This window comes from Sanguibacter sp. TS_SC_8, assembly GCF_055361235.1.
This window is the reverse complement of the sequence record NZ_CM143955.1, coordinates 2,660,638-2,685,367: the sequence shown is the minus strand read 5'-3', so window position 1 is coordinate 2,685,367 and position 24,730 is coordinate 2,660,638. Positions and strand designations below refer to the sequence as shown.

At 70.9% G+C, this 24,730-nt stretch carries 23 protein-coding genes and 3 tRNA genes; 15 read left to right on the top strand and 11 right to left on the bottom strand.

Translation table 11 applies throughout. The annotated features are described in order from the left end of the window. The first annotated feature begins 107 nt into the window (after positions 1-107). The 4 genes from ACWA15_RS12190 to ACWA15_RS12175 all read left to right on the top strand — a co-directional run bounded on the left by ACWA15_RS12190 (position 108) and on the right by ACWA15_RS12175 (position 5,872). A complete protein-coding gene (locus ACWA15_RS12190; RefSeq protein ID WP_464055557.1) occupies positions 108-1,727 on the top strand; it encodes an ABC transporter permease subunit in 1,620 nt (539 codons plus the stop codon). A 1-nt stretch (position 1,728) separates the two neighbouring features. Beyond that, positions 1,729-2,643, top strand: a complete 915-nt coding sequence (locus ACWA15_RS12185) for a sugar ABC transporter permease (RefSeq protein ID WP_464055555.1) — start codon at positions 1,729-1,731, stop codon at positions 2,641-2,643. After that, entirely contained in the window at positions 2,640-4,511 is a 1,872-nt protein-coding gene (locus ACWA15_RS12180; RefSeq protein ID WP_464055553.1) for a glycoside hydrolase family 13 protein, read from the top strand. The genes ACWA15_RS12185 and ACWA15_RS12180 overlap by 4 nt, the downstream gene beginning before the upstream one ends. Positions 4,512-4,576: 65 nt before the next feature. Next, complete coding sequence (locus ACWA15_RS12175) at positions 4,577-5,872, top strand: deoxyguanosinetriphosphate triphosphohydrolase (protein ID WP_464055551.1); 1,296 nt, start codon at positions 4,577-4,579, stop codon at positions 5,870-5,872. A 23-nt stretch (positions 5,873-5,895) separates the two neighbouring features. Here ACWA15_RS12175 and ACWA15_RS12170 read toward each other — a convergent pair whose 3' ends face one another. Continuing rightward, entirely contained in the window at positions 5,896-6,330 is a 435-nt protein-coding gene (locus tag ACWA15_RS12170; protein ID WP_464055550.1) for a VOC family protein, read from the bottom strand. A 99-nt stretch (positions 6,331-6,429) separates the two neighbouring features. Between ACWA15_RS12170 and ACWA15_RS12165 the strand changes: the two genes are divergently transcribed. Together ACWA15_RS12165 and dnaG are read left to right on the top strand one after the other, a co-directional pair. After that, positions 6,430-7,308, top strand: coding sequence for an AraC family transcriptional regulator (locus tag ACWA15_RS12165; protein WP_464055549.1), 879 nt, complete (start codon positions 6,430-6,432; stop codon positions 7,306-7,308). A 10-nt stretch (positions 7,309-7,318) separates the two neighbouring features. Further along, positions 7,319-9,271: a DNA primase gene (dnaG, locus tag ACWA15_RS12160; protein ID WP_464055548.1), complete on the top strand. Its 1,953-nt coding sequence runs from the start codon at positions 7,319-7,321 to the stop codon at positions 9,269-9,271. Positions 9,272-9,277: 6 nt separating this feature from the next. On the opposite strand, the gene ACWA15_RS12155 is transcribed toward dnaG, so the two are convergent. After that, on the bottom strand, positions 9,278-9,565 hold the full coding sequence (locus ACWA15_RS12155; protein ID WP_464055547.1) for a hypothetical protein: 288 nt from the start codon (positions 9,563-9,565) through the stop codon (positions 9,278-9,280). Between the two features lie 222 nt (positions 9,566-9,787). Between ACWA15_RS12155 and ACWA15_RS12150 the strand changes: the two genes are divergently transcribed. Beyond that, positions 9,788-11,164: an FAD-binding oxidoreductase gene (locus ACWA15_RS12150; protein WP_464055546.1), complete on the top strand. Its 1,377-nt coding sequence runs from the start codon at positions 9,788-9,790 to the stop codon at positions 11,162-11,164. Positions 11,165-11,229: 65 nt separating this feature from the next. Here the strand turns inward: ACWA15_RS12150 and ACWA15_RS12145 are convergent. The 3 genes from ACWA15_RS12145 to ACWA15_RS12135 form a co-directional block, all read right to left on the bottom strand. After that, a tRNA-Asn gene (locus ACWA15_RS12145) sits at positions 11,230-11,302 on the bottom strand. A 19-nt stretch (positions 11,303-11,321) separates the two neighbouring features. Continuing rightward, complete coding sequence (locus ACWA15_RS12140; protein ID WP_464055544.1) at positions 11,322-11,855, bottom strand: hypothetical protein; 534 nt, start codon at positions 11,853-11,855, stop codon at positions 11,322-11,324. Between the two features lie 88 nt (positions 11,856-11,943). Continuing rightward, positions 11,944-12,017, bottom strand: a tRNA-Ile gene (locus ACWA15_RS12135). 59 nt (positions 12,018-12,076) lie between these two features. Here ACWA15_RS12135 and ACWA15_RS12130 point away from each other — a divergent pair. The 3 genes from ACWA15_RS12130 (at position 12,077) to ACWA15_RS12120 (ending at position 14,059) form a co-directional block, all read left to right on the top strand. After that, on the top strand, positions 12,077-12,889 hold the full coding sequence (locus ACWA15_RS12130) for a DUF1206 domain-containing protein (RefSeq protein ID WP_464055543.1): 813 nt from the start codon (positions 12,077-12,079) through the stop codon (positions 12,887-12,889). A gap of 33 nt (positions 12,890-12,922) precedes the next feature. Continuing rightward, a complete protein-coding gene (gene def / locus ACWA15_RS12125; protein WP_464055541.1) occupies positions 12,923-13,411 on the top strand; it encodes a peptide deformylase in 489 nt (162 codons plus the stop codon). Between the two features lie 147 nt (positions 13,412-13,558). Next, positions 13,559-14,059: a DUF3145 domain-containing protein gene (locus ACWA15_RS12120; RefSeq protein WP_464055539.1), complete on the top strand. Its 501-nt coding sequence runs from the start codon at positions 13,559-13,561 to the stop codon at positions 14,057-14,059. Between the two features lie 75 nt (positions 14,060-14,134). Here ACWA15_RS12120 and ACWA15_RS12115 read toward each other — a convergent pair whose 3' ends face one another. The 5 genes from ACWA15_RS12115 to ACWA15_RS12095 form a co-directional block, all read right to left on the bottom strand. Further along, positions 14,135-15,379 (bottom strand): beta-ketoacyl-[acyl-carrier-protein] synthase family protein, encoded by a 1,245-nt coding sequence (locus tag ACWA15_RS12115; protein ID WP_464055538.1) that lies wholly within the window; start codon positions 15,377-15,379, stop codon positions 14,135-14,137. Positions 15,380-15,497: 118 nt separating this feature from the next. Further along, entirely contained in the window at positions 15,498-15,746 is a 249-nt protein-coding gene (locus tag ACWA15_RS12110) for an acyl carrier protein (protein WP_093184177.1), read from the bottom strand. Between the two features lie 62 nt (positions 15,747-15,808). Then, positions 15,809-16,813: a beta-ketoacyl-ACP synthase III gene (locus ACWA15_RS12105; RefSeq protein ID WP_464055536.1), complete on the bottom strand. Its 1,005-nt coding sequence runs from the start codon at positions 16,811-16,813 to the stop codon at positions 15,809-15,811. After that, on the bottom strand, positions 16,810-17,811 hold the full coding sequence (locus ACWA15_RS12100; protein ID WP_464055535.1) for an ACP S-malonyltransferase: 1,002 nt from the start codon (positions 17,809-17,811) through the stop codon (positions 16,810-16,812). The genes ACWA15_RS12105 and ACWA15_RS12100 overlap by 4 nt, the downstream gene beginning before the upstream one ends. A 95-nt stretch (positions 17,812-17,906) precedes the next feature. Beyond that, entirely contained in the window at positions 17,907-19,100 is a 1,194-nt protein-coding gene (locus ACWA15_RS12095; RefSeq protein WP_464055534.1) for a PucR family transcriptional regulator, read from the bottom strand. 154 nt (positions 19,101-19,254) lie between these two features. Here ACWA15_RS12095 and ACWA15_RS12090 point away from each other — a divergent pair, with 154 nt between their 5' ends. Further along, the gene (locus ACWA15_RS12090; protein WP_464055533.1) at positions 19,255-19,911 is read left to right on the top strand and encodes a hypothetical protein; all 657 of its coding nucleotides are present in this window, start codon (positions 19,255-19,257) and stop codon (positions 19,909-19,911) included. 102 nt (positions 19,912-20,013) lie between these two features. On the opposite strand, the gene aceE is transcribed toward ACWA15_RS12090, so the two are convergent. After that, positions 20,014-22,758, bottom strand: a complete 2,745-nt coding sequence (gene aceE, locus ACWA15_RS12085; protein WP_464055532.1) for a pyruvate dehydrogenase (acetyl-transferring), homodimeric type — start codon at positions 22,756-22,758, stop codon at positions 20,014-20,016. 439 nt (positions 22,759-23,197) lie between these two features. Between aceE and ACWA15_RS12080 the strand changes: the two genes are divergently transcribed. From ACWA15_RS12080 to ACWA15_RS12065, 4 genes are all read left to right on the top strand, one after another. Continuing rightward, entirely contained in the window at positions 23,198-23,611 is a 414-nt protein-coding gene (locus tag ACWA15_RS12080; RefSeq protein ID WP_464055531.1) for a DUF3052 domain-containing protein, read from the top strand. Further along, positions 23,608-24,084, top strand: a complete 477-nt coding sequence (locus ACWA15_RS12075) for a peroxiredoxin (RefSeq protein ID WP_464055530.1) — start codon at positions 23,608-23,610, stop codon at positions 24,082-24,084. Before ACWA15_RS12080 ends, ACWA15_RS12075 begins: the two co-directional genes overlap by 4 nt. Next, positions 24,081-24,503, top strand: coding sequence for a hypothetical protein (locus ACWA15_RS12070; RefSeq protein ID WP_464055528.1), 423 nt, complete (start codon positions 24,081-24,083; stop codon positions 24,501-24,503). The genes ACWA15_RS12075 and ACWA15_RS12070 overlap by 4 nt, the downstream gene beginning before the upstream one ends. A 79-nt stretch (positions 24,504-24,582) precedes the next feature. Beyond that, a tRNA-Val gene (locus ACWA15_RS12065) sits at positions 24,583-24,656 on the top strand. The last annotated feature ends 74 nt before the right edge of the window (positions 24,657-24,730 follow it).

Here is a 24,730-nt window from a genome sequence, read left to right as displayed (position 1 = left end):
ACGTATCGCGCAGATGTGGGAGCCTTCGACGGCTCCCACATCTGCGTCCCGAGCACAGGTCCTGAGGACATCGCCGTCCCGGCCGCACCATTCCCGAGGGGAAGACCATGACTGACCAGCCGACGGCCGTCCGACCGCCTGACAACCGCCGACAGCGCACGAACGCGAGCGAGCCCACACCCAGAGCCGACCGCTCCGCGGCCCGCGACATGAAGCCCGGATTCGTCGCCAAGCTCGTGCTCATGGCGCTGGTGAACGCCTTCGGCCTGTACGGGATCCTCGCGGCCGCCGGAGTGGAGTCCTGGGGCATCGTCGTGTTCCTCGTGCTCGCGCTCATCGCCGCCAACTACGTGTATTTCTCCCGGCGCGCGATCCCGATGAAGTACCTGGTCCCAGGGCTGCTGTTCCTGCTGGTCTACCAGATCTTCACGATGTTCTACACGGGCTACATCGCCTTCACGAACTACGGCGACGGTCACATCCTCGACAAGCAGGGGGCCATCTCCTCCATCGAGCTGCAGACCGAGACGCGCGTCGAAGGCTCCGCGAGCTACCCGCTGACGATCCTGGCGAACGACGACGGACTCGCCTTCGCCATCGTCCAGGACGGTGAAGCGCTCGTCGGTGACACCGACACCGCGCTCGAGCCGGTCTCCGACGCGACCATCGAGGCGAGCAAGGTGACCGGCGTCCCCGGGTACGACGTCCTCAGCTTCGCCCAGGTTGCCCAGCGCCAGAGTGAGGTGACGACGATGCGGGTCGCCTTCTCCGACGAGCTCGGCGGTGGCAGCCTGCGTACCCAGGATGCCTCCAACGGCTACGTCTACGCACCGACGCTGAACTACGACGAGGCGACCGACACCTTCACGAACATCGAGAACGGTGTCGTCTACTCCCCGGACGACCGAGGCAACTTCGTCTCCGAGGACGGTGAGCGGCTCACCCCGGGCTGGAAGGTCTCGGTCGGCTTCGAGAACTTCACCAAGATGTTCACGGACTCGCGGATCTCGGGAGCCTTCTTCCAGATCGCGCTGTGGACCTTCGCCTTCGCCTTCCTCTCGGTGGCGACCACCTTCGTCCTCGGGCTGGCCCTCGCCCTCGTCTTCAACGACCCGCGCATCCGCGGCCGGAAGGTCTACCGGGCGCTGATGATCCTTCCGTACGCCTTCCCGGGGTTCCTCGCGGCGCTGGTCTGGAAGGGGATGCTCAACGAGCGCTTCGGCTTCATCAATGAGGTGATCTTCCGCGGCGCCGACATCGGGTGGCTCAACGACCCGTGGCTGGCCAAGCTCGCCGTGCTCGGCGTCAACCTCTGGCTCGGCTTCCCGTACATGTTCCTCATCTGCACCGGAGCCCTCCAGGCGATCCCGAACGACGTGATCGAGTCGTCCAAGCTGGACGGCGCAGGGCCGTTCCGGATCGTCTCGAAGATCATCTTCCCGCTGCTGCTCATCTCGGTCGCGCCGTTGCTCATCTCCTCGTTCGCCTTCAACTTCAACAACTTCACCCTCATCTACATGCTCACGGGTGGTGGCCCCAACTTCCCAGGGAGCCCGCTCATCATCGGATCGACTGACCTGCTCATCTCGATGGTCTACTCCGTGGCCTTCGAGAGCGGCGTGAAGCAGTACGGACTCGCCGCGGCGGTCTCGATCCTCATCTTCATCTTCGTTGGATTCATCTCCTGGCTCGGCTTCCGCCGCACCCGCTCACTCGAGGAGCTCTGACATGATCACTGCAACCACGCAGGTGTCACCGTCGACCGGCAAGCCGGTCGAGTATCGCGGCGATGCGCCCAAGGGTGCCCGCTGGTGGCGCGAGATCGGCTGGCGCCACCTCGTCGGGATCGTCACGATCATCTACTGCGCGTTGCCGCTGCTCTACGTGCTCTCCGCAGCGCTCAACCCCGGAGGCACGCTAACCGGCTCGAACGACCTCTTCAGTACGGTCAGCCTGGAGAACTTCCAGCGCCTCTTTGAGACAGACTTCGGCTACTGGGCCGTCAACTCCCTGGTCATCTGCACGGTGACGGCGATCGGCACGGTCCTCATGGGTGGTGCGGCCGCGTACGCCTTCTCCCGGTTCCGGTTCAGCGGGCGTCACTCCTCGCTCACCGCGCTGCTGCTCATCCAGATGTTCCCGCAGATGCTCGCCGTCGTCGCGATCTTCCTCGTCCTGCTCAGCCTGAAGGACGTCTTCCCGATCCTCGGTGTCAACAGCCAGATCGGCCTGATCATGGTCTACCTCGGCGGTGCGCTCGGGGTGAACACCTTCCTCATGTACGGGTTCTTCAACACCATCCCCCGGGAGATCGACGAGGCCGCCAAGATCGACGGCGCCAGCCACGCGCAGATCTTCTGGACGATCATCCTGCGCCTGGTCGCCCCGATCCTCGCGGTGGTCGGCCTGCTGTCCTTCGTCGGGACCTACGGGGAGTTCATCATCGCCAAGACGGTGCTGCAGAGCACCGACAAGCTCACCCTCGCCGTCGGCCTCTACCAGTGGGCCTCCGACGAACGCAACGCCCCCTGGGGGCAGTTCGCCGCCGGCGCGGTGCTCAGCGCGATCCCGGTGATCCTGCTGTTCCTCTTCCTGCAGAAGTACATCGTCTCGGGCCTGACGGCCGGGTCTGTCAAGGGATGACGGTGCCGTCCACCCGTGGTGCGGGTCACCTCCTCGGCGACCCGCACCACGACGGCTCCTCGCTGTACGTCTCCACCCTCGTGCCGCGCCTGGGTGAGAGCGTCACCGTCCGGGTGCGCATCCCGCTCGGCCCACCCGAGCAGGACGGGCAGGCCGACCGCACCGAGCGCGGCGTCCACCTGCGGGTGGTGCGCGACGGCGAGCCGCGCATGTCGCAGGCGCGCCTGGCCGAGGTCACCGCGACGGACCGCTGGTACGAGGCCGAGGTCCTCGTGCACAACCCGGTGACGAGCTACCGCTTCTTCATCGACGCCCCCGGCGGCTACCTGTGGCTCAACGGCCGCGGGGTGTTCGCCCGCGAGGTGCCCGACACCGCGGACTTCCGCCTCACCGTCTTCGACCCGGCACCGTCCTGGATGACCGACTCGGTCGTCTACCAGATCTTCCCCGACCGCTTCGCCCGCGCGATCGCGGACAAGCCGGTGCCCGAGTGGGCCCAGCCGGCCGAGTGGGGCGACGAGCCGGTCGGCTCCGGGCCCGGCGTCGGCTCCCAGCTCTACGGCGGTGACCTGCCCGGGGTACGCGAGCACCTGGACCACCTCACCGACCTCGGCGTCGGCACCGTGTACCTCACCCCGATCTTCCCGGGGCGGTCCAACCACCGCTACGACGCCACGAGCTTCGACCGGGTCGACCCGCTGCTCGGCGGCGACGAGGCGCTCATCGAGCTCTCCCGCGCCGTGCACGAGCGTGGCATGCACCTCATGGGCGACATCACGACGAACCACACCGGCTCCGGGCACGAGTGGTTCACCGCCGCCCAGGCGGACCGCTCGAGCGAGGAGGCGTCCTACTACTACTGGACCGACGACGCCCCCGGGTACGTCAGCTGGCTCGAGCACGACTCCCTGCCCAAGCTCAACTACGCCACCCCGGCCCTGGCCCGGGCGATGATCGAAGGCCCCGCCTCGGTGATCGGGCGCTGGATCGCCCCGCCGTTCTCCCTGGACGGCTGGCGGGTCGACGTCGCGAACATGACCGGCCGCTTCGGCGACCAGGACGACACCCACGAGGTCGCCCGGACCATCCGGGACACCATGACCGCGATCAACCCCGACGCCGTCCTCGTCGCCGAGCACTTCCACGACTCCGGCGCGGACATGATGGGCGACGGCTGGCACGCGAACATGAACTACTCGGCGTTCACCCGCCCCGTGTGGTCCTGGATCGTCGCCCCCGACAGCCCGGTCCCGGCCATCGGCCTGCCCACGACCCTGCCGCGGCGCTCGGGCACCGCCATGGTCGCCGCCATGCGCGACTTCGACGCCGTCGTGCCGTGGAAGGTGCTGGCCACGCAGTGGAACATGCTCGGCTCGCACGACACCCCGCGGCTGCGCTCGCTGGCGGGCTCGGCGGCGATGGTCGAGGTGGCCGCGACGCTGCTGTTCACCTACCCCGGCACCCCGGTGGTCTTCGCCGGGGACGAGGTGGGCGCCCTCGGCATCAACGGCGAGCACGCCCGGGTCACCATGCCCTGGGACGACCCGGAGCGCTGGGACGCCGCCACCTTCGAGGTGTACCGCCGGCTCATCGCGCTGCGCCGCTCGAGCGAGGCGCTGCGCAGCGGCGGCCTGCGCTGGGTCGTGGTGGCCGACGACGCCGTGGCGTACCTGCGTGAGTCACCCCAGGAGTCGGTCCTCGTCCTCGTCGCCCGCGCCCCCTGGGCCGGCGCGACCCTGCCCGGGACCCTCGTGGCCGACGGGACCGAGGCGAAGAACCTCTACGGCGGCGCCCCGCTCACCGCCACCGACGCCGGCCTCCACCTCCCCGGGGACGGCCCGGGCGTCCAGGTCTGGCGGCTGCGGTAGATCTGCGGCAGGACCGCGGCATGCCCGCGGCAGGGCAGCGCCGCGGTGGTCGATATGGTTGACCCGTGCCACACACCGACGCAAGCCGCACCCACAGCGCCACCGGCTACACCAAGGCCGACCGTGCGCGATGGGTCAAGGAAGCACCCAAGAGCAAGTCCCGCACCCCCTTCGAACGGGACCGGGCGCGCATCGTGCACTCCTCGGCGCTGCGCCGGCTGGGGGCCAAGACCCAGGTGCACGGTCCCGAGTCGGACGACTTCATCCGCACCCGCCTCACGCACACCCTCGAGGTCGCCCAGGTGGGCCGCGAGCTGGGCAAGGCGCTGGGCTGCGACCCGGACGTCGTGGACACCGCGTGCCTGGCCCACGACCTGGGTCACCCCCCGTTCGGACACAACGGCGAGCGGGCCCTGGCCGACCTCGCCAAGGACATCGGCGGCTTCGAGGGCAACGCCCAGACGCTGCGGCTGCTCACCCGGCTGGAGGGCAAGGTCTTCTCCGAGGACGGTCGCGGGGTCGGCCTCAACCTCACCCGCGCGAGCCTGGACGCCTCGGTCAAGTACCCCTGGGCCTACCGTCAGGGCCCGCTGCGCTTGGACGGGCGCCCCACCCACAAGTTCGGCGTCTACGCCGACGACCTGCCGGTCTTCGAGTGGCTCCGCCAGGGCGCGCCCGACGGCGTGAAGTGCCTCGAGGCCCAGGTGATGGACCTGGCGGACGACATCTCCTACTCCGTCCACGACGTCGAGGACGGGATCGTGGGGGGACGGTTCGACCTGTCGGTGCTCGCCGCGGACGAGGAGCGGGCGCGGGTGATCGACGCCGTGCAGACCTGGTACGGGCACCTCGTCTCACCCGAGGGGCTCCGCGAGGGGATCGACCGGCTCGACGCCGCCGGGCTGCTGGTGCAGGGCTTCGACGGCTCGCGCCGGGCGATGGCCACCCTCAAGGACACCACCAGCTCGCTCATCGGCCGGTTCGCCAAGGCCGCCGAGAAGGCGACCCGGGCCCAGTACGGCGACGGCCCGCTGACCCGCTACGCGGCGACCCTCGTGGTCCCCGAGCACACCCTCGCCGAGATCCTCGTGCTCAAGGGCCTCGCCGTGGCGTACATCATGGCTCCCCGCGAGGCCGAGCCGCTCTACATCCACCAGCGCGAGCTCATCGCCGACCTCGTCGAGGTGCTCACCGAGCGGGCCCCGATCGCCCTCGAGCCGTCCTTCGCGGCGGACTGGCGCGAGGCGGGCGACGACGCCCGCCGGCTGCGGATCGTCGTCGACCAGGTCGCCTCGCTCACCGACATCAGCGCCGCCCAGTGGCACGCCCGCCTCGTCCAGCCGGGACGCGTGCGCCGCTGAGCCGCGCGAGTTCCCGGCGCCTCTCAGGACGACGCCATCCACTCGAGCATGCGGCGCTCGACCTCTGCGTTGTCCACATCCTCGATGTGCTGGCTGAGGAACCAGCGGTGCCCGTAGGGGCAGCGCAGCGTGGCCGTGCGGTCTCCGTGGAACTGGTCCGCAGGCGCAGCGACGGATCGTGCGCCGGCCGCGACGGCGCGGGCGTAGGCGACGTCGACGTCGGTGACGTTGACGGTGAACGAGGCATGGGTGGGTCCCTCCGGGTCGGGGGCTGCCGAGCCGAAGTCGGGCATCGCCTCCGCGACGGTGAACGTCGAGGTTCCCAGGCGCACCAGGGAGTGCATCACCTGCCCACCCGCCTCGAGGGTGGAGACCACCTCGGCACCGAAGGCCAGGGAGTAGAAGGTCAGTGCCTCGCGGGAACCAGCGACGGAGATGTTCGTGTGGAGGGTGCTCATGTGTGCGGGGATCGGATCGACCACGGTGTGCTCCTGGGGCGGTGACGGACGAGCTGGCCCTGCCAGTCTCTGTCGGTCGTGCATGGCATTCTTGGAAGAATGCGACACCGTGCTGCGCCGACCGGCGCCTGGTCCCCGAGCGCCGGCGTCGGCGGCATCGTCGACCCGGCGGCCGCTCGACGAGCGTTCACCCTGGAACGCGTGGAGCCCGCACCCGATCTCGCACCCTTCGTCGAATGGCACTGGGTGGTGCGCTGGGACCTCGAGCCCGGGACGGCGTTCGCGCAGACGATCGTCCCGCACCCGTGCGTGAACCTCGTGGTGGAACCGCACCTCTTCGCCGCCCACGGGACGCCTGCCGGACTGTCCACCCGGCACCTGCGCGGGCGTGGGGCCGCCGTTGGGACCAAGTTCCGACCGGCGGGATTCCATGCCTTCTTCGGCCGACCCCTGACTGAGCTGCGGGCCCGGGTGGTCCCGGCGACGGTGATCTTCGACCCGGTGGCAGCGCAGACCGCCGCGCGGCTCGACATCACCGACCACCGCGGCACTGCGGCGGTGCTTGAGGCCGTGACCGCCCTGCTGCGGAGCGCCGACCCCGCCCTCGACCCCCGCGTCGCGGTGCTCAACGCCCTGGTCGCCGACGTCGTGGCAGCGCGCCTGGGGTCCCACCCCACGGTCGAGGACCTCGCCGCCCGGGCCGGGGTGTCGGTCCGCACGCTCCAGCGTGACTTCGCGACGTTCGTCGGGGTGACGCCCAAGTGGGTGCTGCAACGCCATCGGGTGCACCTGGCGGCCGAGCGCATCGCCGCCGATCCCCGCTGCGATCTCGCCGAGCTCGCCACCCAGGTCGGGTACTACGACCAGGCACACCTCACGGCCGACTTCGCCGTCGTCGTCGGCCTCGCTCCGGGAGCGTACGCGCGTCGGTGCGCAGAGCAGATGGCCGGGGCGCCCGGCGCCTCCGCAGGCACCTAGACTCAGGGACGTGGCAGGCCTGATCAAACGTGAAGATGTCGACGCCGTCCGTGACAAGGCGCGAATCGAGGAGATTGTCGGCGAGCAGGTCACCCTGCGCTCCGCCGGCGTCGGATCGATGAAAGGGCTGTGCCCCTTCCACGACGAACGCTCCCCGTCCTTCCACGTCCGCCCGCAGGTGGGCCGCTGGCACTGCTTCGGCTGCAACGAGGGCGGCGACGTCATCTCCTTCGTGCAGAAGATGGACGGGCTCGGCTTCTCCGAGGCCGTGGAGTACCTCGCCGGTCGGGTGGGCATCACCCTGCGCTACGAGGAGGGCGGCGGACCTCGGCGCACCGAGGAGCCGGGCCGGCGCCAGCGCCTGCTCGAGGCGAACCGGATCGCTGCCGCGTACTTCGCCGAGCAGCTGCTCACCCCCGAGGCGGCCGCGGGGCGCGCCTTCCTTGCCGAGCGCAGCTTCGACCGCGGCGACGCGCTGCACTTCGGTGTCGGCTACGCCCCCAACGGCTGGGACAACCTGCTGCGCCACCTGCGCGGCAAGGGGTTCACCGAACCCGAGATCGCGGCGTCGGGCCTGATGAGCGAGGGCAACCGTGGGGTGTACGACCGGTTCCGTGGCCGCCTGGTGTGGCCCATCCGCGACGTGACCGGGGAGACGATCGGTTTCGGTGCGCGCAAGCTCTACGAGGAGGACCAGGGCCCCAAGTACCTCAACACCCCCGAGACCGCCCTGTACAAGAAGTCGCAGGTGCTCTATGGGATCGACCTCGCCAAGCGGGACATCGCCAAGAACAAGCAGATCGTCGTCGTGGAGGGGTACACCGACGTCATGGCCGCGCACCTGTCCGGGGTGACCACCGCCGTGGCGACCTGCGGCACGGCCTTCGGCTCCGACCACGTGCGCTTCACGCGCCGCCTGGTGGGCGACACCAGCTCGGGCGCCGGCGTCCAGCTCGCCGGGGGAGGGTCCTCCGGCGGGGAGATCATCTTCACCTTCGACGGCGACGCGGCCGGTCAGAAGGCCGCCATGCGCGCCTTCGGGGAGGACCAGAAGTTCTACGCCCAGACCTTCGTCGCGGTCGAGCCGAGCGGCATGGACCCGTGCGAGCTGCGTCAGGCGCGCGGCCCGCAGGCCGTCCAGGCGCTCGTGGCGGGCCGTCAGCCGCTCTTCGAGTTCGTCCTCAAGACGACGCTGGCCACCTTCGACCTGGAGACGGCGGAGGGCCGGGTGGCTGCGCTGCGCTCGGCCGCTCCCGTCGTCGCCGGGATCCGCGACACGGCGCTGCGCCCCGAGTACGCGCGCATGCTCGCCGGCTGGCTGGGGATGGACGGAGAGTCCGTGCGCCGCGCCGTGCACGACGCCGGGCGGGCCACCGCGGCCACGGCCCGTCCACCGGCGGGGACCACGGCGGGGACACCGGCGGGCGGCGACCGCGGTCAGCTGCCGGCCGGCCTCGCCGGGGAGGGGTTCGCCCGGCCCGGCCACACCGACCCGATCGCCCGGCTGGAGCGCCAGACGCTCGAGGTGATCCTGCAGTACCCGCAGATGGTCCCGGCGGCCCTCGTCGACGACCTGCCCGGTGACGCGTTCACCGTGCCGGCCTGGCGGGCGGTCCACGAGGCGATCCGGGCGACCGGTGGGTTGGCGTCGGCGGCCGGACGCGGCGACTCCGAGTGGGTGGCGCTGGTCGCGGAGGAGTCGAGCGCGCCCGTGCTCGCGCTCGTCAACGAGCTCGCGGTGGCACCGCTGCCCGAGGACCGCCCGGGAGCGATCGAGGACTACGTCCGCGGGATCGTGCGGGCCTTCCTCGACCTAGGTTTCACCCGCAAGATCGGCAACGCCCGCAGCCGCCTGCAGCGCATCGACCCGGTCGGAGAAGCCGAGGCCTATACCCAGGCATTCACCGAGCTGCTCACCATCGAGCAGCAGCGGCGCGAGCTGCGCGAGCAGGGTGGCGACTAGCAGCGCTCAGCTGCTCGGTGAGTCCTCGGCGCTGATCACGCCGCGCTCGATGAGCTGGCGTCGTGCCTCGATGATCGGCGCGACCGCCTCGGCGCTCCAGATGTTGCCGCCGTTGAGCATCCCTTCCGGCTCGGGGAAGCCCTCCGGGGCGACCCGGATCCCGGCGACCCACATGCGCAGCAGGGCGGGCGTGACGCCGAAGGCGTGCGCGAGCGCCGGGCTGTCGTACACCCCGTGGAAGGGCTGCGGGGGAGTTTCACGGATGCGTTGGGGGGCTCGAGCGACATCGGTCATGGTCTAACTCTCCCAGACAAGACGACGAATGCTGTCATGCGTCCGCGGACGGCTTTCCCCGGACCGGACGTGCCGGCGGTGATCGGTGCCTCCCCGGGCGTCTTCGTGTTGAGGGTCGGCGGGGCGTGGGAGACGATGAGGTGATCGGGATCGCGAGCGGGGCGGGCCTCGTCGAGGCGCCCTCCGAGCCCGCGGAGCCTGCCGCCAGATGAGGAGCCCACCATGATCCCTGCAGCAGATGTCCGCGCGCTCGCCGACACCGTCACCGGTCACGTGGCCGTCCCGGGCGACGCCGACTACGCCGACGGCGCCCTGGCCTTCAACCTGGCCACCCGGCACGCGCCCGACGTGGTCCTGCGGGCGAGCGGCGCCGCGGACGTGGCGGCCGGCGTCCGCTGGGCGGCCGGTCGAGGGCTCCCCGTCGCGGTCCTGGCCACCGGGCACGGCGCGACCGATCCGATCGTCGGCGGGCTGCTCATCAGCACCCGCGACATGCAGGGCGTCGAGGTGGACCCCGTCGCCCGCACCGCCCAGGTGGAGGCGGGAGCGCGGTGGCGCGACCTGCTGGCCGTGAGCGTCCCGCTCGGGCTGATCGGGCTCAACGGATCGAGCACCGACGTGGGCGTCGTGGGGTACACCCTGGGCGGCGGGCTGCCGGTCCTGGGGCGAGCCTTCGGCTTCGCCGCCGACCACGTCCAGAGCTTCGAGGTCGTCACCCCCGACGGCAAGGCCCGCCACGTCGACGCCGAGACGTCCCCGGAGTTGTTCGCGGCGCTGCGCGGGGGGCGGGGCAACTTCGCGATCGTCACGTCCATGGTCTGCGGCCTGGTCCCGCTGGAGGAGTTCTACGGCGGCGGCATCATGTTCCCCGGCGCGGACGCGGCGCAGGTGCTCAGCGCCTTCGACGCGTGGTGGCCCTCCCTGCCCGAGACCGCGTCGCCGTCCCTCGCCCTGCTCCGGCTGCCCGACCTGGAGTTCGTCCCCCAGCCGCTGCGCGGACAGTTCGTGGTGCACCTGCGATTCGCCTTCGCCGGCGGCGCCGACGAGGGAGCGGCCCTGCTCGCACCGATGCGTGAGGTGTCGTCGCCGCTCATGGACATGGTCGGCCCGATGAGCTATCTCGACATCGACATGGTGCACATGGACCCGGTCGACCCGATGCCCTACGAGGAGGGCGGCCTGCTGCTGCGCAGCTTCGACGACGCGGCCCGGAGCCGGCTCCTCGAGGCGGCCGGACCCCAGGTGGAGTCTCCGCTGCTGATGGTCGAGGTGCGCCCGCTCGGCGGCCGGCTGGCCGGCCCCCCACCGTGGGAGGACTCGGTCTCCGGGCGCGACGCCGCGTTCTCGCTCCTGGCGATCGGTCTCATGGCCCCGCCGGTGGCCGACGCCGTGCCTGCGGCGATCCGGGGCCTCATGCAGGCGATGGAGCCCTACGGGACCGGGGGGACGATGGTGAACTTCCACGGCAGGCCGGGGGACGCGGCCGACCGTGCGCGGGCGTGGTCCCCGGAGGTCTACGCCCGGCTCAGCGCGGCCAAGACCAGCTACGACCCGACCAACATGCTGAGGTTCGGCCACGGGATCCCCGTCGGCCCGTAACGGGGTGGATGGCCCCACGACGAAGGCCCCGACCTGCTGACGCAGATCGGGGCCTTCGTGGAGTGCTCCCGCGACTGGACTCGAACCAGTGACAATCCGATTAACAGTCGGATGCTCTGCCAACTGAGCTACGCGGGACTGACCGAGGAAAACTTTATCAGGCTTCCGGAGGTGCTCCGGACGTGGAGCGCAACCGGTCGAGCGCCGCCCGGATGAGCTGGGCCGACCTCGCAGACCCTACGTCGGCTCCGGGGTCCGGCACAACTTGGGTGAACAGGTTGCCCTCGGGGTCGCGGCGCACCGCGACCCGCGCAGACAGCCCGTCCGGGAGGTGCACGGTCTCGGCCAGGACCACCGAGTGCTGCACGCGTTCGCGGAACACCCGGGCGAAGGTGGTGCGCTCGGGGTGGGCCAGGTGCAGCGGCGTCGGCTCCGCAGCGTCGACCCAGCGCACCGTCAGGGCGGACTCCTTCGGGTCCCAGCCGGCGCGGTCGACCCGGCACCAGGGGGCGGACTCCGCCGGCGCGGGCGGGGACTGCGGAGCGGGGACCACGACGAGCATCTGCTGGGTGGCCACCGCCCAGGCGCCGTCGCTGAGCAGCGCGGCGCCCAGCGTGGAGTCGCCGGAGGGCAGCACCAGTGCGCGTCGGACCTCGGGCGGCAGTGAGTCTTTGCGTGCGAACAGTCCCATGCGTCCACCGTAACGGCACGGGGCTGCAGGTCCGGCGCGACCCGACGCGAGAGGCCCCTGCGCCGGCGGGAGCAGAGGCCTCACGGGGTGCCCCGTGCCGGACTTGAACCGGCGACCAGTCGATTATGAGTCGATTGCTCTGACCAGCTGAGCTAACAGGGCGCGCAGCAGAGTGTATCCGGCGGGAGGCGGAAGTGGTCTGCGGGTGGAACGATCGTCCGATGCCGACTCCCTCATCACCCACCGACCACGCCCGCGACCTCCAGGAGTCCGCGGGGTTCCGGCGCGCCGCGCGCGCCGGCTACGCAGTGAGCGGGGTGCTGCACATCCTCATCGGGTGGATTGCGATCCACCTCGCCCTCACGACGGCCTCGGGGTCCTCGTCGGGGGGCGGCTCGGCCGACCAGGAGGGTGCGCTCGCCCAGCTGGGCGAGGCGCCGTGGGGTGCGGCCCTGCTGTGGTTCGCTGTGGCCGCGCTGCTCGCCCTGGCGGCGTGGCAGGCGACCGAGGCGGTCGCGGTCTCGGGTGCGGGCAGTGCAGGCGCGCGGGTCAAGGCGGTCGCCAAGGCCGTGACCTACCTCGCGCTGGCCGTCCTCGCCTGGCAGGTCGCCCGGGGCGTCGGCTCCGGATCTGAGTCGGGGACCGCGACGCTCATGTCGTCCGGGCTGGGCCGGGCGGGTGTGGCGCTGGCCGGCGCGGTCGTCGTCGGCGTGGGTGGCTATCACGTCTACAAGGGCCTGAGCCAGAAGTTCACCGAGGACCTGCAGGGTGGGACCGGGGGCACGCTGGGACGCGGGGTGATCGCCGTCGGCGTCGCCGGGTACGCCGCCAAGGGGGTGGCGCTCATCGTCATGGGGGTGCTCTTCGTCGTGGGCGCGGCCCAGTCCGACCCGGAGAAGGCCGGCGGCCTCGATGTGGCGTTGCGCACCCTGGTGGAGCTGCCCTTCGGCACGGCGGTGCTTCTCGTGGTGGCCGTGGGGTTCGTCGCCTACGGGCTCTACTCCTTCGCGCGGGCCCGGTACGCCCGGATGTGACAGCAGCAGGTCGCGTCATGGAACAATATCCCCATGGCTATCCGAGAGATCCGCGTCATCCCCGACCCCGTCCTGCGCACCCCGTGCGAGGAGATCACGGTGATCGATGACCGGGTCAGGGGTCTCGTCGAGGACCTCGTCGACACCGTCGACCACGACGGCCGCGCCGGACTGGCCGCGAACCAGATCGGCGTCAGCCTGCGCGCCTTCTCCTGGAACATCGACGACGAGGTCGGCTACGTCCTCAACCCGAAGATCGTCGAGCTCTCCGAGGACGAGTACCAGGACGGTGACGAGGGCTGCCTGTCGGTCCCGGACCTGTGGTACCCGACCAAGCGTGCCTGGTACGCGCGGGTGGAGGGGACCGACCTGGACGGCAACAAGGTCGTCGTGGAGGGCACCGAGCTCATGGCGCGCTGCCTCCAGCACGAGGTGGACCACCTCGACGGGTACCTCTACCTCGACCGTCTCGAGCGGGCCACCCGCAAGAAGGCCATGCGGGAGCTGCGCGCGTCCCTCTGAGCGGTCAGCCGGTGGATGGACACGCTGGTCATCGGGTGTGATCTACGGCATGATGTGGCACAGCAGTATCGAATCCGTGAAGCTTGTGAAGTCGCCTGGGTGCAGAGGTCGTTGGGGAAGACGAATCTCTACTCTGGGAGGGACAACATGGCTGGTGCTAGCACCCGCGGTGTATTTTTCGTGCACTCGTCTCCGCGAGCGCTCTGCCCGCACCTCGAGTGGGCAGCGAGCAACGTCCTCGGCACCGCCGTGACGCTCGACTGGATCGAGCAGCCTGCCGCGCCCGGACTCTACCGCGCGGAGTACACCTGGCAGGGGCCTCAGGGCTCAGGATCGCGCCTGGCCTCGGCCCTGCGCGGCTGGACACATCTGCGCTACGAAGTGACCGAGGAGGCCAGCTACGGCTGTGACGGCTCCCGGTGGAGCCACACCCCCGAGCTGGGGATCTTCCACGCCGCGACCGACGCGGCCGGCAACATCGTCGTCCCCGAGGACCGTGTCCGCGCCGCCCTGGACTTCGCCCACGACCCGCGCCGGATGCGCGACGAGCTCGACCTCGCCCTCGGCCAGGCCTGGGACGACGAGCTCGAGCCCTTCCGCTACGCCGGCGCCGGCGCGCCCGTGCGCTGGCTGCACCGCGTCGGCTAGGGGAGCGCCGCAGCATCGGCAGACGACGAAAGGGGTGGACCCGGCCGGGTCCACCCCTTTCCTCGCGCGTCCAGGTCAGGCGTTCGTGACCACCAGGGCCACGTTGTGCCCCCCGAAGCCGAAGGAGTTGTTGATCGCCGCGATGTCCCCGGCCGGCAGCGCGCGCGGGGTGTCCCGGACGAGGTCGAGAGCCAGCTCGGGGTCGGGGTTGGCGACGTTGATCGTCGGCGGGGCCTGGCGGTGGTGCACCGCAAGCACGGTGAACACCGTCTCCAGCGCGCCGGCGCCGCCGAGCAGGTGACCGGTCATGGACTTCGTCGCCGAGAGCGCCACGCGGTCCGCAGCGGCCCCGATGACGGCGCTCACCGAGCGGGCCTCGATGAGGTCGCCGACGACCGTGGAGGTCGCGTGGGCGTTGACGTGCACGACGTCGGCCGCGGTCACCTGGGCGTCCTCCAGAGCCGCACCCATGGCGCGGATCTGCCCGGCGCCGGTGGGCTCGGGGGAGGTGATGTGGTAGCCATCGGCGGTCAGGCCGATGCCAGCGATCTGGGCGTAGACGCGGGCGCCGCGGGCGGCGGCGTGGTCGGCGGCCTCGAGCACGACGACCGCCGCGCCCTCCCCGATGACGAAGCCGTCACGGTCGACGTCGTAGGGGCGCGAGGCGCCCGCCGGGTCGTCGTTGCGCAGGGACAGGGTGCGTGAGGCCGCGAAGGCGGAGATCGGCATGGGGTGCACGGTCGCCTCGGTGCCGCCGGCGATGACGACGTCGGCCCGGCCCGAGCGGATCATCTCGACGCCGTAGGCGATCGCCTCGGCGCCGGAGGCGCAGGCGGAGACGAGGGCGTGGGCGCCGGCGCGCGCGCCGAACTCGAGGGAGACGTACGCGGTGGGGGAGTTGGGCATGAGCATGGGGACCGTCATCGGCAGCACCCGCCGGGCGCCCTTCTCACGCAGGGTGTCCCAGGCGTCCAGGGTGGTCCAGATGCCGCCGATGCCGGAGGACACCACGGAGCCGATGCGGTCGCCGTCGAGCTCGGGGGAGCCCGCGTCGGCCCAGGCCTCGCGGGCGGCGATGATGGCGTACTGCGCCGAGGGGTCCATCCGCTTCATCTCCGGACGAGCGAGCACCTCCTCGGGCTTGACCTTGATGGTCGCCGCGAAGTTGACGGGCATGCCGTAGGTCTCGGCCCAGTCGTTGTCGAGGGTGCGGGCACCCGACTCGCCGGCCAGGGCAGCCGTCCAGGTCGATGCCACGTCGCCGCCGAGCGGCGTGGTGGCACCAAGGCCGGTGACGACGACGTCTCGAACGTTGGTCATGGGAACTCCAGGGGGTCGTGGACGGTGCCCGCGCGGGGCGGGCGGAGCCGGTGGCGTGTCAGGTGCCGCTGGGACGGGACCGGTCGTTCGGTCCCGTCCCAGCGAGGTCAGGCGTGGATCAGGCCTGGGCGCCGGTGATGAAGCTCACCGCGTCGCCGACGGTGGCGAGGTTCTTGACCTCGTCGTCGGGGATGGTGACGGAGAACTTGTCCTCGGCGTGGGTGACGATGGTCATCATCGACAGGGAGTCGATGTCGAGGTCGTCGGTGAAGGACTTCTCCGAGGTGACGGAGTCGGCCGGCAGGCCGGTCTCCTCGGCAACGATCTCGGCGAGGCCTGCGAGGACATCAGCTTCAGTGAAAGCCATGGTGTTTCTCCTTGTGTGTGGTGGTGACTGAGGGGCGGGAAAGAAGAACGTACGGGGGCAACCTACGGCAGGACGACGACCTGGGCGGCATAGACGAGCCCGGCGCCGAACCCGATCTGCAGGGCGAGGTCGCCCGACTTCGCGGTGCCCTCGCGGAGCAGGCGCTCCGCGGCGAGCGGGATCGAGGCGGCCGAGGTGTTGCCGGTGTCGGCGATGTCACGCGCCACGACCACCGTCTCGGGCAGCTTGAGCTGCTTGATGAACTGGTCGATGATGCGCATGTTCGCCTGGTGCGGGATGAACACCTGGATCTGGTCGGCGGTGACACCGGCCGCGTCGAGGGCCTGCTGGGCGATGACGGGCATCTGGAAGGCGGCCCACTTGAAGACGGGCTGGCCCTCCTGGCGCAGGGTCGGCCAGCCGAGCTCGGGGTTCTCCCGGAGGTCGGCCCAGGAGTGCGTCTGGCGGATGGTCTGGGCCTTGGACCCGTCCGAGCCCCAGATGGTCGGGCCGATGCCGGGGAACTCCGAGGGGCCCACGATCGCCGCACCCGCGCCGTCGCCGAGCAGGAACGAGATCGACCGGTCCGTCGGGTCGATGAAGTCGCTCATCTTCTCGGCGCCGATCACCAGCACGTTCCGGGCGGCTCCCGAGCGCACGAGCGCGTCCGCCTGGCCGATCCCGTAGGCGTAGCCGGCGCAGGCCGCCGAGATGTCGTAGGCCGCGGCGGGGGTGGCCCCGATGCGGTCGGCGATGATGGCCGCCGCGGAGGGGGTCTGGTGGAAGTACGTGACCGTCGAGAGGATCACGGCGTCGATGTCTGCGCCGGTCAGCCCGGCGGCGTCGAGCGCCTTGCGGGCCGCGGCCTCGGACAGGTCGAGCAGCGAGGTCTGCGCCCCGGCGCGGCGGCGGGTGATGATGCCGGTCCGCTGGCGGATCCACTCGTCGGAGGAGTCGATCGGGCCGGCGATGTCGTCGTTGGTCACGACGAGCTCGCCGCGCTCCGCGCCGATCCCCAGGATCCGGGAGAACTGCGGGCCGGTCGACTGCTTGAGCTGGATGGTCACTTCGAGTCCTCTTCAGGCGAGCGGGTGGTGGGCAGGGCAGCGGAGTGCCGGGCGACGAGGTCGCGTGCCGCGTCGAGGTCGGCGGGCGACTTGACGGCGACTGTCTCCACGCCGGGCAGGGATCGGCGGGCCAGGCCCACGAGCACCCCGCCGGGGGCGAGCTCGAGCAGCCCGGTCACCCCGAGGCTGATGAGCTGTTCCTGGCACAGGTCCCAGCGCACCGGGGCGACGATCTGGTGCGCGAGGCGGTCCAGGACGTCCCGGCGGTGCCCGTACGCCCCGCCGGCACCGCGGACGTCGATCTGGGCGTAGGTGGCGCCGTCGGCGTTGGACAGCAGCGTCAGGGACGGGTCGGCCGCGGGCCAGCCGAGCGCGACCGGGGCGAAGGAGTCCAGGGCGGGCTGCATGAACGGGGTGTGGAAGGCGCCGGCCACCTGCAGGGCGATGACCCGGGCCTTGGCCGGCGGGGCGGCGGCCAGGGCGGCGAGGCCCTCGAAGGACCCGGCGGCCACGACCTGTCCGGTCGAGTTGACGTTGGCGGGGAAGAGCCCCGCGGCCTCGATCGCGGCGAGGACCTCGGCCGGGTCGCCGCCCACGACGGCGCTCATCCCGGTCGGTTCGGCGGCCGCGGCCTGGGCCATGAACCGGGCCCGGGCGGTGACCAGGCCGACGGCGGCTGCGTCGTCGAACACGCCCGCCACGGCTGCTGCGGCGAACTCTCCGACGGAGTGGCCCGCGGTGACGTCGACCACGCCGGCCGGCGCTGCGCCGTCGAGCACGGCGCGCAGGGCGACGAGGGAGGACGACACGATGAGCGGCTGGGCCACGGCGGTGTCGCGGATCGCGTCGGCGTCGGCGGTCGTGCCGTGGGCCACGAGATCCGTGCCGGACGCCTGGGAGAAGGCGGCCAGCTGGTCGGCGACGCCGGGCAGCTCGATCCAGGGGGCGAGCATTCCGGGGGACTGGGAGCCCTGTCCAGGGCAGACGACGGCAAGCACGGTCTAACTTTGCCCGATCCGATAGGGGAGCAGGCCGTCACGACCCGCACGAAGTGTTTCTCTGGTACTTGTGCACAACCTACAAGACCCTCGTCTCAGCGGCTCGCAGCGAGGCGTCCCACGGCCAGAGCGACCTGGAGCACGAACGACTCCCGGGCGTCCAGAGGGTCCCAACCGGTGAGCTCGGCGACCTTGCGCAGACGATAACGCACGGTGTTGGGGTGCACGTAGAGGTCGCGGGCCGCGGCCTCGAGGGAACGCCCGGTGGCCAGGTAGGCCGACAGGGTCTCCAGCACCGACCCGGTCGCGTCGAAGAGCGGCTTGTACGCCTGGCGGACCAGGGTGCGACGGGCCTCGTGGTCGCCGGTGAGCACCCGTTCGGGGAGGAGCTCGTCGGCCAGCACCGGGCGTGGGGCCTGGGGCCAGGCGGGCGCGGCGCGCAGACCGGCCAGCGCGGCCGCGGCGGAGCGTGGGGCGTCCTCGAGGCTTGCCATCTCCGGGCCGATGATCACCGGTCCGGGGCCGAACCGTGGCAGCAGCGAGGTCGCCACGGCCACGAGGTCGCCCTCCCCGCCGAGCACGAGCACGATGCGGTCGCCCTGGATGCCCACGAGCACGTCCGCGGCTGCGCGCCGGGTGGCGCGGCGCAGCTCGGCCGCGCGCACGTCGTCGAGGGGGGAGGCGGTGGTGCCCACCATGACCAGGACGGAACCGCGCCCGCTCCAGCCCAGCGCCGCCACGCGCGAGCGCAGGGAGTTGTCGCTGTCGCCGCGGATGATCGCGTCGACCACGAGGGCCTCGAGCCGGGCGTCCCACGCGCCGCGGACCTCGGCCGCGCGGGCGTAGACCTCGGCCGCGGAGAAGGCGACCTCACGGGAGTAGCGCAGCACGGCCTCGCGCAGGTCGCGCTCCCCGCCGGGGGCGGCGAGCCGGTCGCTGTGGGTCTCGACCACCTCGACGACGATCCGGACCAGCTGGAGGGTGTGCTGCAAGGAGATGGACCGGGTGAGGTCGGTGGGGGCGGCTGCGAAGATGTCGCTCACCGCGTGCGGGGACGCCGCGGGGTCGGCGTACCAGGTGACGAACGCGGTGATGCCGGACTGGGCGACCAGGCCCACCCAGGACCGGTCCTCGGCCGGGAGGTCGCGGTACCAGGGGAGCTCGTCGTCGAGCCGGCGCAGCGCCGCGGCGGTGAGCAGACCGCTCCCGTCGCGGACCCGCTGCAGCGTGGTGGCGGTGGTGGGTGTCGTCGCCGCGGTGGCATTCGCGTTGTTCCCAGCGGATGGCATTCCCCGAGCATACGTGGTCGATTGTGGGGAACTCACAAAAACGAGGTGGACCTCGGCTTATGACTTTCCGCTCAATGCGGTCGCTGCTGCGGTGCAGAACGTCGCGAGCGGCTATCGTCGGCGTATGGCACTTATGCCCAGACTCCGTCAGCTCATGCGCCGCACCACGTCGGCCTCGACCATCGGCGCGCGCCGACCGACCACGGGAGACCGCCGCGGCGACACCCTCCACGAGGACGCCCTGCGCGCAATGCTGGTCGATGATCCCAACAACATCCGCGCCTTCCAGGCGCTCTCGGAGGTGGTCCGACGCCGAGCCGCGGAGGGCACCCAGGCCGATGACCCGCTCTCCGCCCCGGCGGACGAGCACGCCAAACAACGCGCCGCGGATCTCGCGGTGTGGGCGCTCGCCGAGGAGCTCGCGGGGAACCCGCGGGCCTGGTACCCCCTCATCGAGCTCGCCCGTCTCTCTCTGGTCGACGACCAGGACGCCGCGATCCGTCGCCTGGCCACGGCCGCTGACCGGGACCCGTCCGGGCAGGGGCTCGCCGACTCGATCGCCGTCCTGCGCGAGGCAGGGCTGCCCGTGGAGGCGCTCGGCCTCGGTGTCGGCCACTGGCGGGCCAAGGACCACACCCCTGAGGTCGGACGTCAGGTGGTCCTCGCTGCGCTGGAGGCGGACCGGCTCTTCGACGCCCGCCACCACCTGGCGACCCTGGAGGCCCACCCGGACGCCGAGGCGGTCGCTGCCGTGCGCGCCGAGCTCGAGACCGAGATCGCCCACGTCGAGCAGCAGATCCCCGGGACCTGACCGCGCGCCTGGGCACACCAGGCACACCACGCACACCAGCAAGCATGACGAAGGCCCGGTTCCATTCTCTGGAACCGGGCCTTCGACTGTGCTGCTAGCCGATCAGGAGTCGCCGCCGGCGTTGCCGGAGGTGCCCGCGTTGACGTCGTGCAGCTGGTACATCTCGATCGCCCGTGCCGGGGCGTCGGCGGCCACCTCGCCGCGGCGGGCCAGCTGCTGCAGGACCCGTGCGACGACGGAGGGACCGTCGATCTTGAAGTGGCGGCGTGCGGCGGCGCGGGTGTCGGAGAACCCGAACCCGTCGGCGCCCAGCACCGCGTAGTCACCCGGGATCCACTGGCGGACCTGGTCGGGGACGAGGTGGTCGAAGTCGCTGGTGGCCACGAACGGCCCCGATGCGTCCTTGAGCTTCGCCGTGAGGTAGGCCTCACGCTCGGGCTCGGACGGGTAGAGGAAGTTGTGCTGCTCGGCGGCGAGGCCGTCGCGGCGCAGCTCGTTCCAGCTCGTCACGGACCACACGTCGGCCTGCACGCCCCAGTCCTTGGCGAGCAGCTCCTTGGCCTCGATCGCCCACGGCACACCCACGCCCGAGGCGAGGATCTGCGCCCGGGGGCCCTCGCCGTCGCTCACCGCGACGCGGTGGATCCCGCGCAGGATGCCCTCGACGTCGACGTCGTCCGGCTCGGCCGGCTGAGCCATCGGCTCGTTGTAGACGGTGAGGTAGTACATGACGTTGGGGTCACGTGACTCGTTCTCGCCGTACATGCGCTGCAGGCCGTCGCGGACGATGTGGCTGATCTCGTAGCCGAACGCCGGGTCGTACTGGACGATCGCGGCGTTCGTGCCGGCGAGGATCGGGGAGTGGCCGTCGGCGTGCTGCAGGCCCTCACCGGTCAGCGTGGTGCGGCCGGCGGTCGCGCCTATGATGAACCCACGGGTGAGCTGGTCGCCCGCGGCCCAGAACTGGTCGCCGGTGCGCTGGAACCCGAACATCGAGTAGAAGATGTAGAACGGGACCGTCACCTCGCCGTGCGTGGCGTAGGACGTGCCCACGGCCTGGAACGCGGAGGCCGACCCGGCCTCGTTGATCCCCGTGTGCATGATCTGACCGGACTCGGACTCCTTGTAGGAGAGCATGAGGTCGCGGTCCACGGCGAGGTAGTTCTGGCCGAGGGTGTTGAAGATCTTGGCGCTCGGGAAGATCGAGTCCAGGCCGAAGGTGCGCGCCTCGTCCGGGATGATCGGGACGATGCGGTGACCGAAGTCCTTGTCCTTGATGAGGTCCTTGAGCAGCCGGACGAACGCCTGGGTGGTGGCGATCTCCTGAGCTCCGGAGCCCTTCTTGAGGATGTCGTACTTCGACTCGGCCGGCAGGGTCACCGGGGCGGCGACCGAGCGGCGCTCGGGCACGAACCCGCCCAGCCCGGCCCGGCGGTCCAGCATGTACCGGATCTCCGGTGCGTCGGCGCCCGGGTGGTAGTACGGCGGTGCGTACGGGTCGGCGTCGAGCTCGGCGTCGGTGATCGGGATGTGCAGGGTGTCGCGCAGCGTCTTGAGGTCGGCCGGGCCGACCTTCTTCATCTGGTGCGTGGAGTTGCGCCCGGCGAAGCCGGACCCGAGCCCGTAGCCCTTGATGGTGTGGGCGAGGATGACGGTCGGCTGGCCGGTGTGGGCCGTCGCCGACGCGTAGGCGGCGTAGATCTTGCGGTAGTCGTGCCCGCCGCGCTTGAGTGCCCAGATGTCGTCGTCGGACAGGTTCTCCACGAGCTGCTTCGTCCGCGGGTCGCGACCGAAGAAGTGCTCACGGATGAACGCGCCGTTCTCCGCACGGTAGGTCTGGTAGTCGCCGTCGGGCGTCTCGTTCATGAGGTTGACGAGCGCACGGTCCTTGTCGGCGTTGAGCAGCACGTCCCATTCGCGGCCCCAGATGACCTTGATGACGTTCCAGCCGGCGCCGCGGAACTGCGCCTCGAGCTCCTGGATGATCTTGCCGTTGCCACGGACCGGACCGTCGAGGCGCTGCAGGTTGCAGTTGACGACGAAGGTGAGGTTGTCGAGCTGCTGCTGGGCAGCGAGCTGCAGCATGCCGCGGCTCTCCGGCTCGTCCATCTCGCCGTCGCCGAGGAAGGCCCACACGTTCTGCTGGCTGGTGTCCTTGATGCCGCGGTTGTTCAGGTAGCGGTTGGTCCACGCCTGGTAGATCGCGGACGAGGGGCCGAGGCCCATCGAGACGGTCGGGAACTCCCAGAAGTCCGGCATCTGACGCGGGTGCGGGTAGGACGGCAGCCCGCCGCCGGCGTGGGAGTGCTCCTGGCGGAACCCGTCGAGGTCCTCGGCCGTGAGGCGGCCCTCGAGGAAGGCGCGCGAGTACACACCGGGGGAAGCGTGACCCTGGAAGTAGATGTGGTCGCCACCGCCCGGGTGGTCCTTGCCGCGGAAGAAGTGGTTGAGGCCCACCTCGTACAGCGTCGCCACGGAGGCGTAGGAGGAGATGTGTCCACCGACCCCGATCCCGGGGCGCTGCGCACGCGTGACCATGACGGCCGCGTTCCACCGGTTCCAGCTGCGGTAGCGGCGCTCGAGCACCTCGTCGCCGGGGAAGTACGGCTCCTCGTGCACACCGATGGTGTTCACGTAGGGGGTGGTGATCGACGTCGGGATGGCGACGTTGCGCTCCCGGGCGCGCTTGAGCAGGTTCAGCAGGACGTAGCGGGCGCGAGGGCCACCACGGTCGTCAATCAGCCCGTCGAGGGACTCGACCCATTCTCCGGTCTCGGAGGGGTCGATATCGGGGACCTGGCTCAACAGACCATTGATCAATGGTCGCGTCTCGTCATGCGTAGCCACCAGCAACCTCACATCGTGTTCAGAGCTGGGGCGGTGTGCCCCATTGCTCGCCTGGACCGGTCGTCGAGCGTCTGAGGGCAGCGGGTGTCTCTGCTGCGCGCAAAGGGTTCGTCAACTCCGGTCGTTCCGACCATTCTCAACGCTTGGCCGAGGGGAAAGCCACTCCTCGGCGTCAGGATGGGACGTGACGTTCGTGACATCGTTGGCAGGTCAACGATTCCGGCCACCAGATCCGCGTCCCCGTCCCGCTCCGCGGGCACCCTCCGGGCCCCTGGGCGAGGGGGCGGCGGCGCAGAAAACGGTCCGTGCGGACGACGCGTCGGCGTTTCGCGACCGATTCCGGACGCGACGTAGCGCACAGTGGGCTACGTTTGCCACCATTGATCCATCCGGCGCGGTCAGCGCGACCGGAACCTGCTGTGAAGGGAAGAACATCACCGTGGTAGCGACCGCTGAGCCTCAGGATGCGAACCGCCTTGGCTTCGCCTCTGGGCTCGTTGTCCAGGAGTTCGGGTGGGCCGAGGACGTCGACGACGCCCTCCGGGACGCCATCGAAGAGATCACCGGCACCGATCTGGTGGACGAGGAGTACGACGACGTCACCGACGGTGTCATCGTCTGGTGGCGCGAGGACGACGGCGACCTCACCGACGCCCTCGTCGACGTCCAGACCGTGCTCGACGACGGCGGGGTCATCTGGATCTTCACCCGCAAGCCGGGCCGCGACGGGCACGTGGGCCACAGCGACATCCAGGAAGCCGCCACGACGGCCGGGCTGCACGCGACGACCACGTTCTCGATCGCCGCGGACTGGTCGGCGACCAAGCTCGGCAACCGCGGCCGCGGCAAGTGACCTCGGTTCTTCCCGAGGTGACCCTCGCCGTCGGCGACGCGGCGCCGGACTTCACCCTGCCCGACACCCACGGCACCCCGGTCCGCCTCGCTGACCTGCGGGGCGCGACGGTGCTCGTGGTGTTCGTCCCCTTCGCCTTCTCCGGCAACTGCACGGCCGAGCTGTGCGAGCTGCGGGACAACATCGAGGAGTTCGAGACCGCGGGCGTCAAGCTCGTGGTCGTCTCCTGCGACGCGATGTACTCGCTCAAGGCGTGGGCCGAGCAGGACGGCTACAGCTTCGACCTGCTCTCCGACTTCTGGCCGCACGGCGAGGTCGCCCGCGCCTACGGCGTGTTCGACGCCGAGCGCGGCCTGGCGATCCGCGGCAGCTTCCTCATCGACGCGAGCGGGACCGTGCGGTGGGCCGTGGTCAACCCGCGCGGTCAGCGGCGTGACTTCGCCGGGTACCGGGCGGCGCTGGCCGGGTTGTGACGTCCGCTCGGGACGGCGCTGCGCTGACTGCGGCGGTGCTGACGGCGGCGGTGCTGCTCGCCGGGTGCGCGGGCGGAGCGGATCCGGTGCGGTCGGAGTTCGCCGATCGCACCCCGCTCTCGTCCTGCGGTGAGCTGAGTCTCGGCCAGGGCGAGAGCGTGCCGGCGCCGGCGTGGGACTGCCTGGAAGCGGGGGTCGCGGCCGGGGCCGAGTTCGTGGTGACGACTCCCACGACCGAGGGAGACACCCTCACGTACTACTTCCGAGTGGGCCCCTCGATCGCCGGGGTGGAGATCTTCGTCGACGCAACCCAGGACAATTTCGGGTCGGGGAAGTGGGACCGCCAGCTGTGCACGGGGGAAGACTTCCCGGTCGTCATCGCCGGGTGCGTGGCGACGTTCGTGCCGGTGGAGAGCTGATCGCGCAGCGCATGGCGTCCGGCCTGTGGGATCGTGTGGACCTCCGCTGGTGAGCGGGTAGGCTGACATCCGCTGTCCAGGGCTTGTAGCTCAGTTGGTTAGAGCGCCACGTTTACACCGTGGATGTCGGGGGTTCGAGTCCCTCCGGGCCCACCGTTGAAGAATCGTCGGGATCGCACCACGATCCGCCGCCTGTGGTGGACGCGGGCCGCCAAGTTCGCCACCGC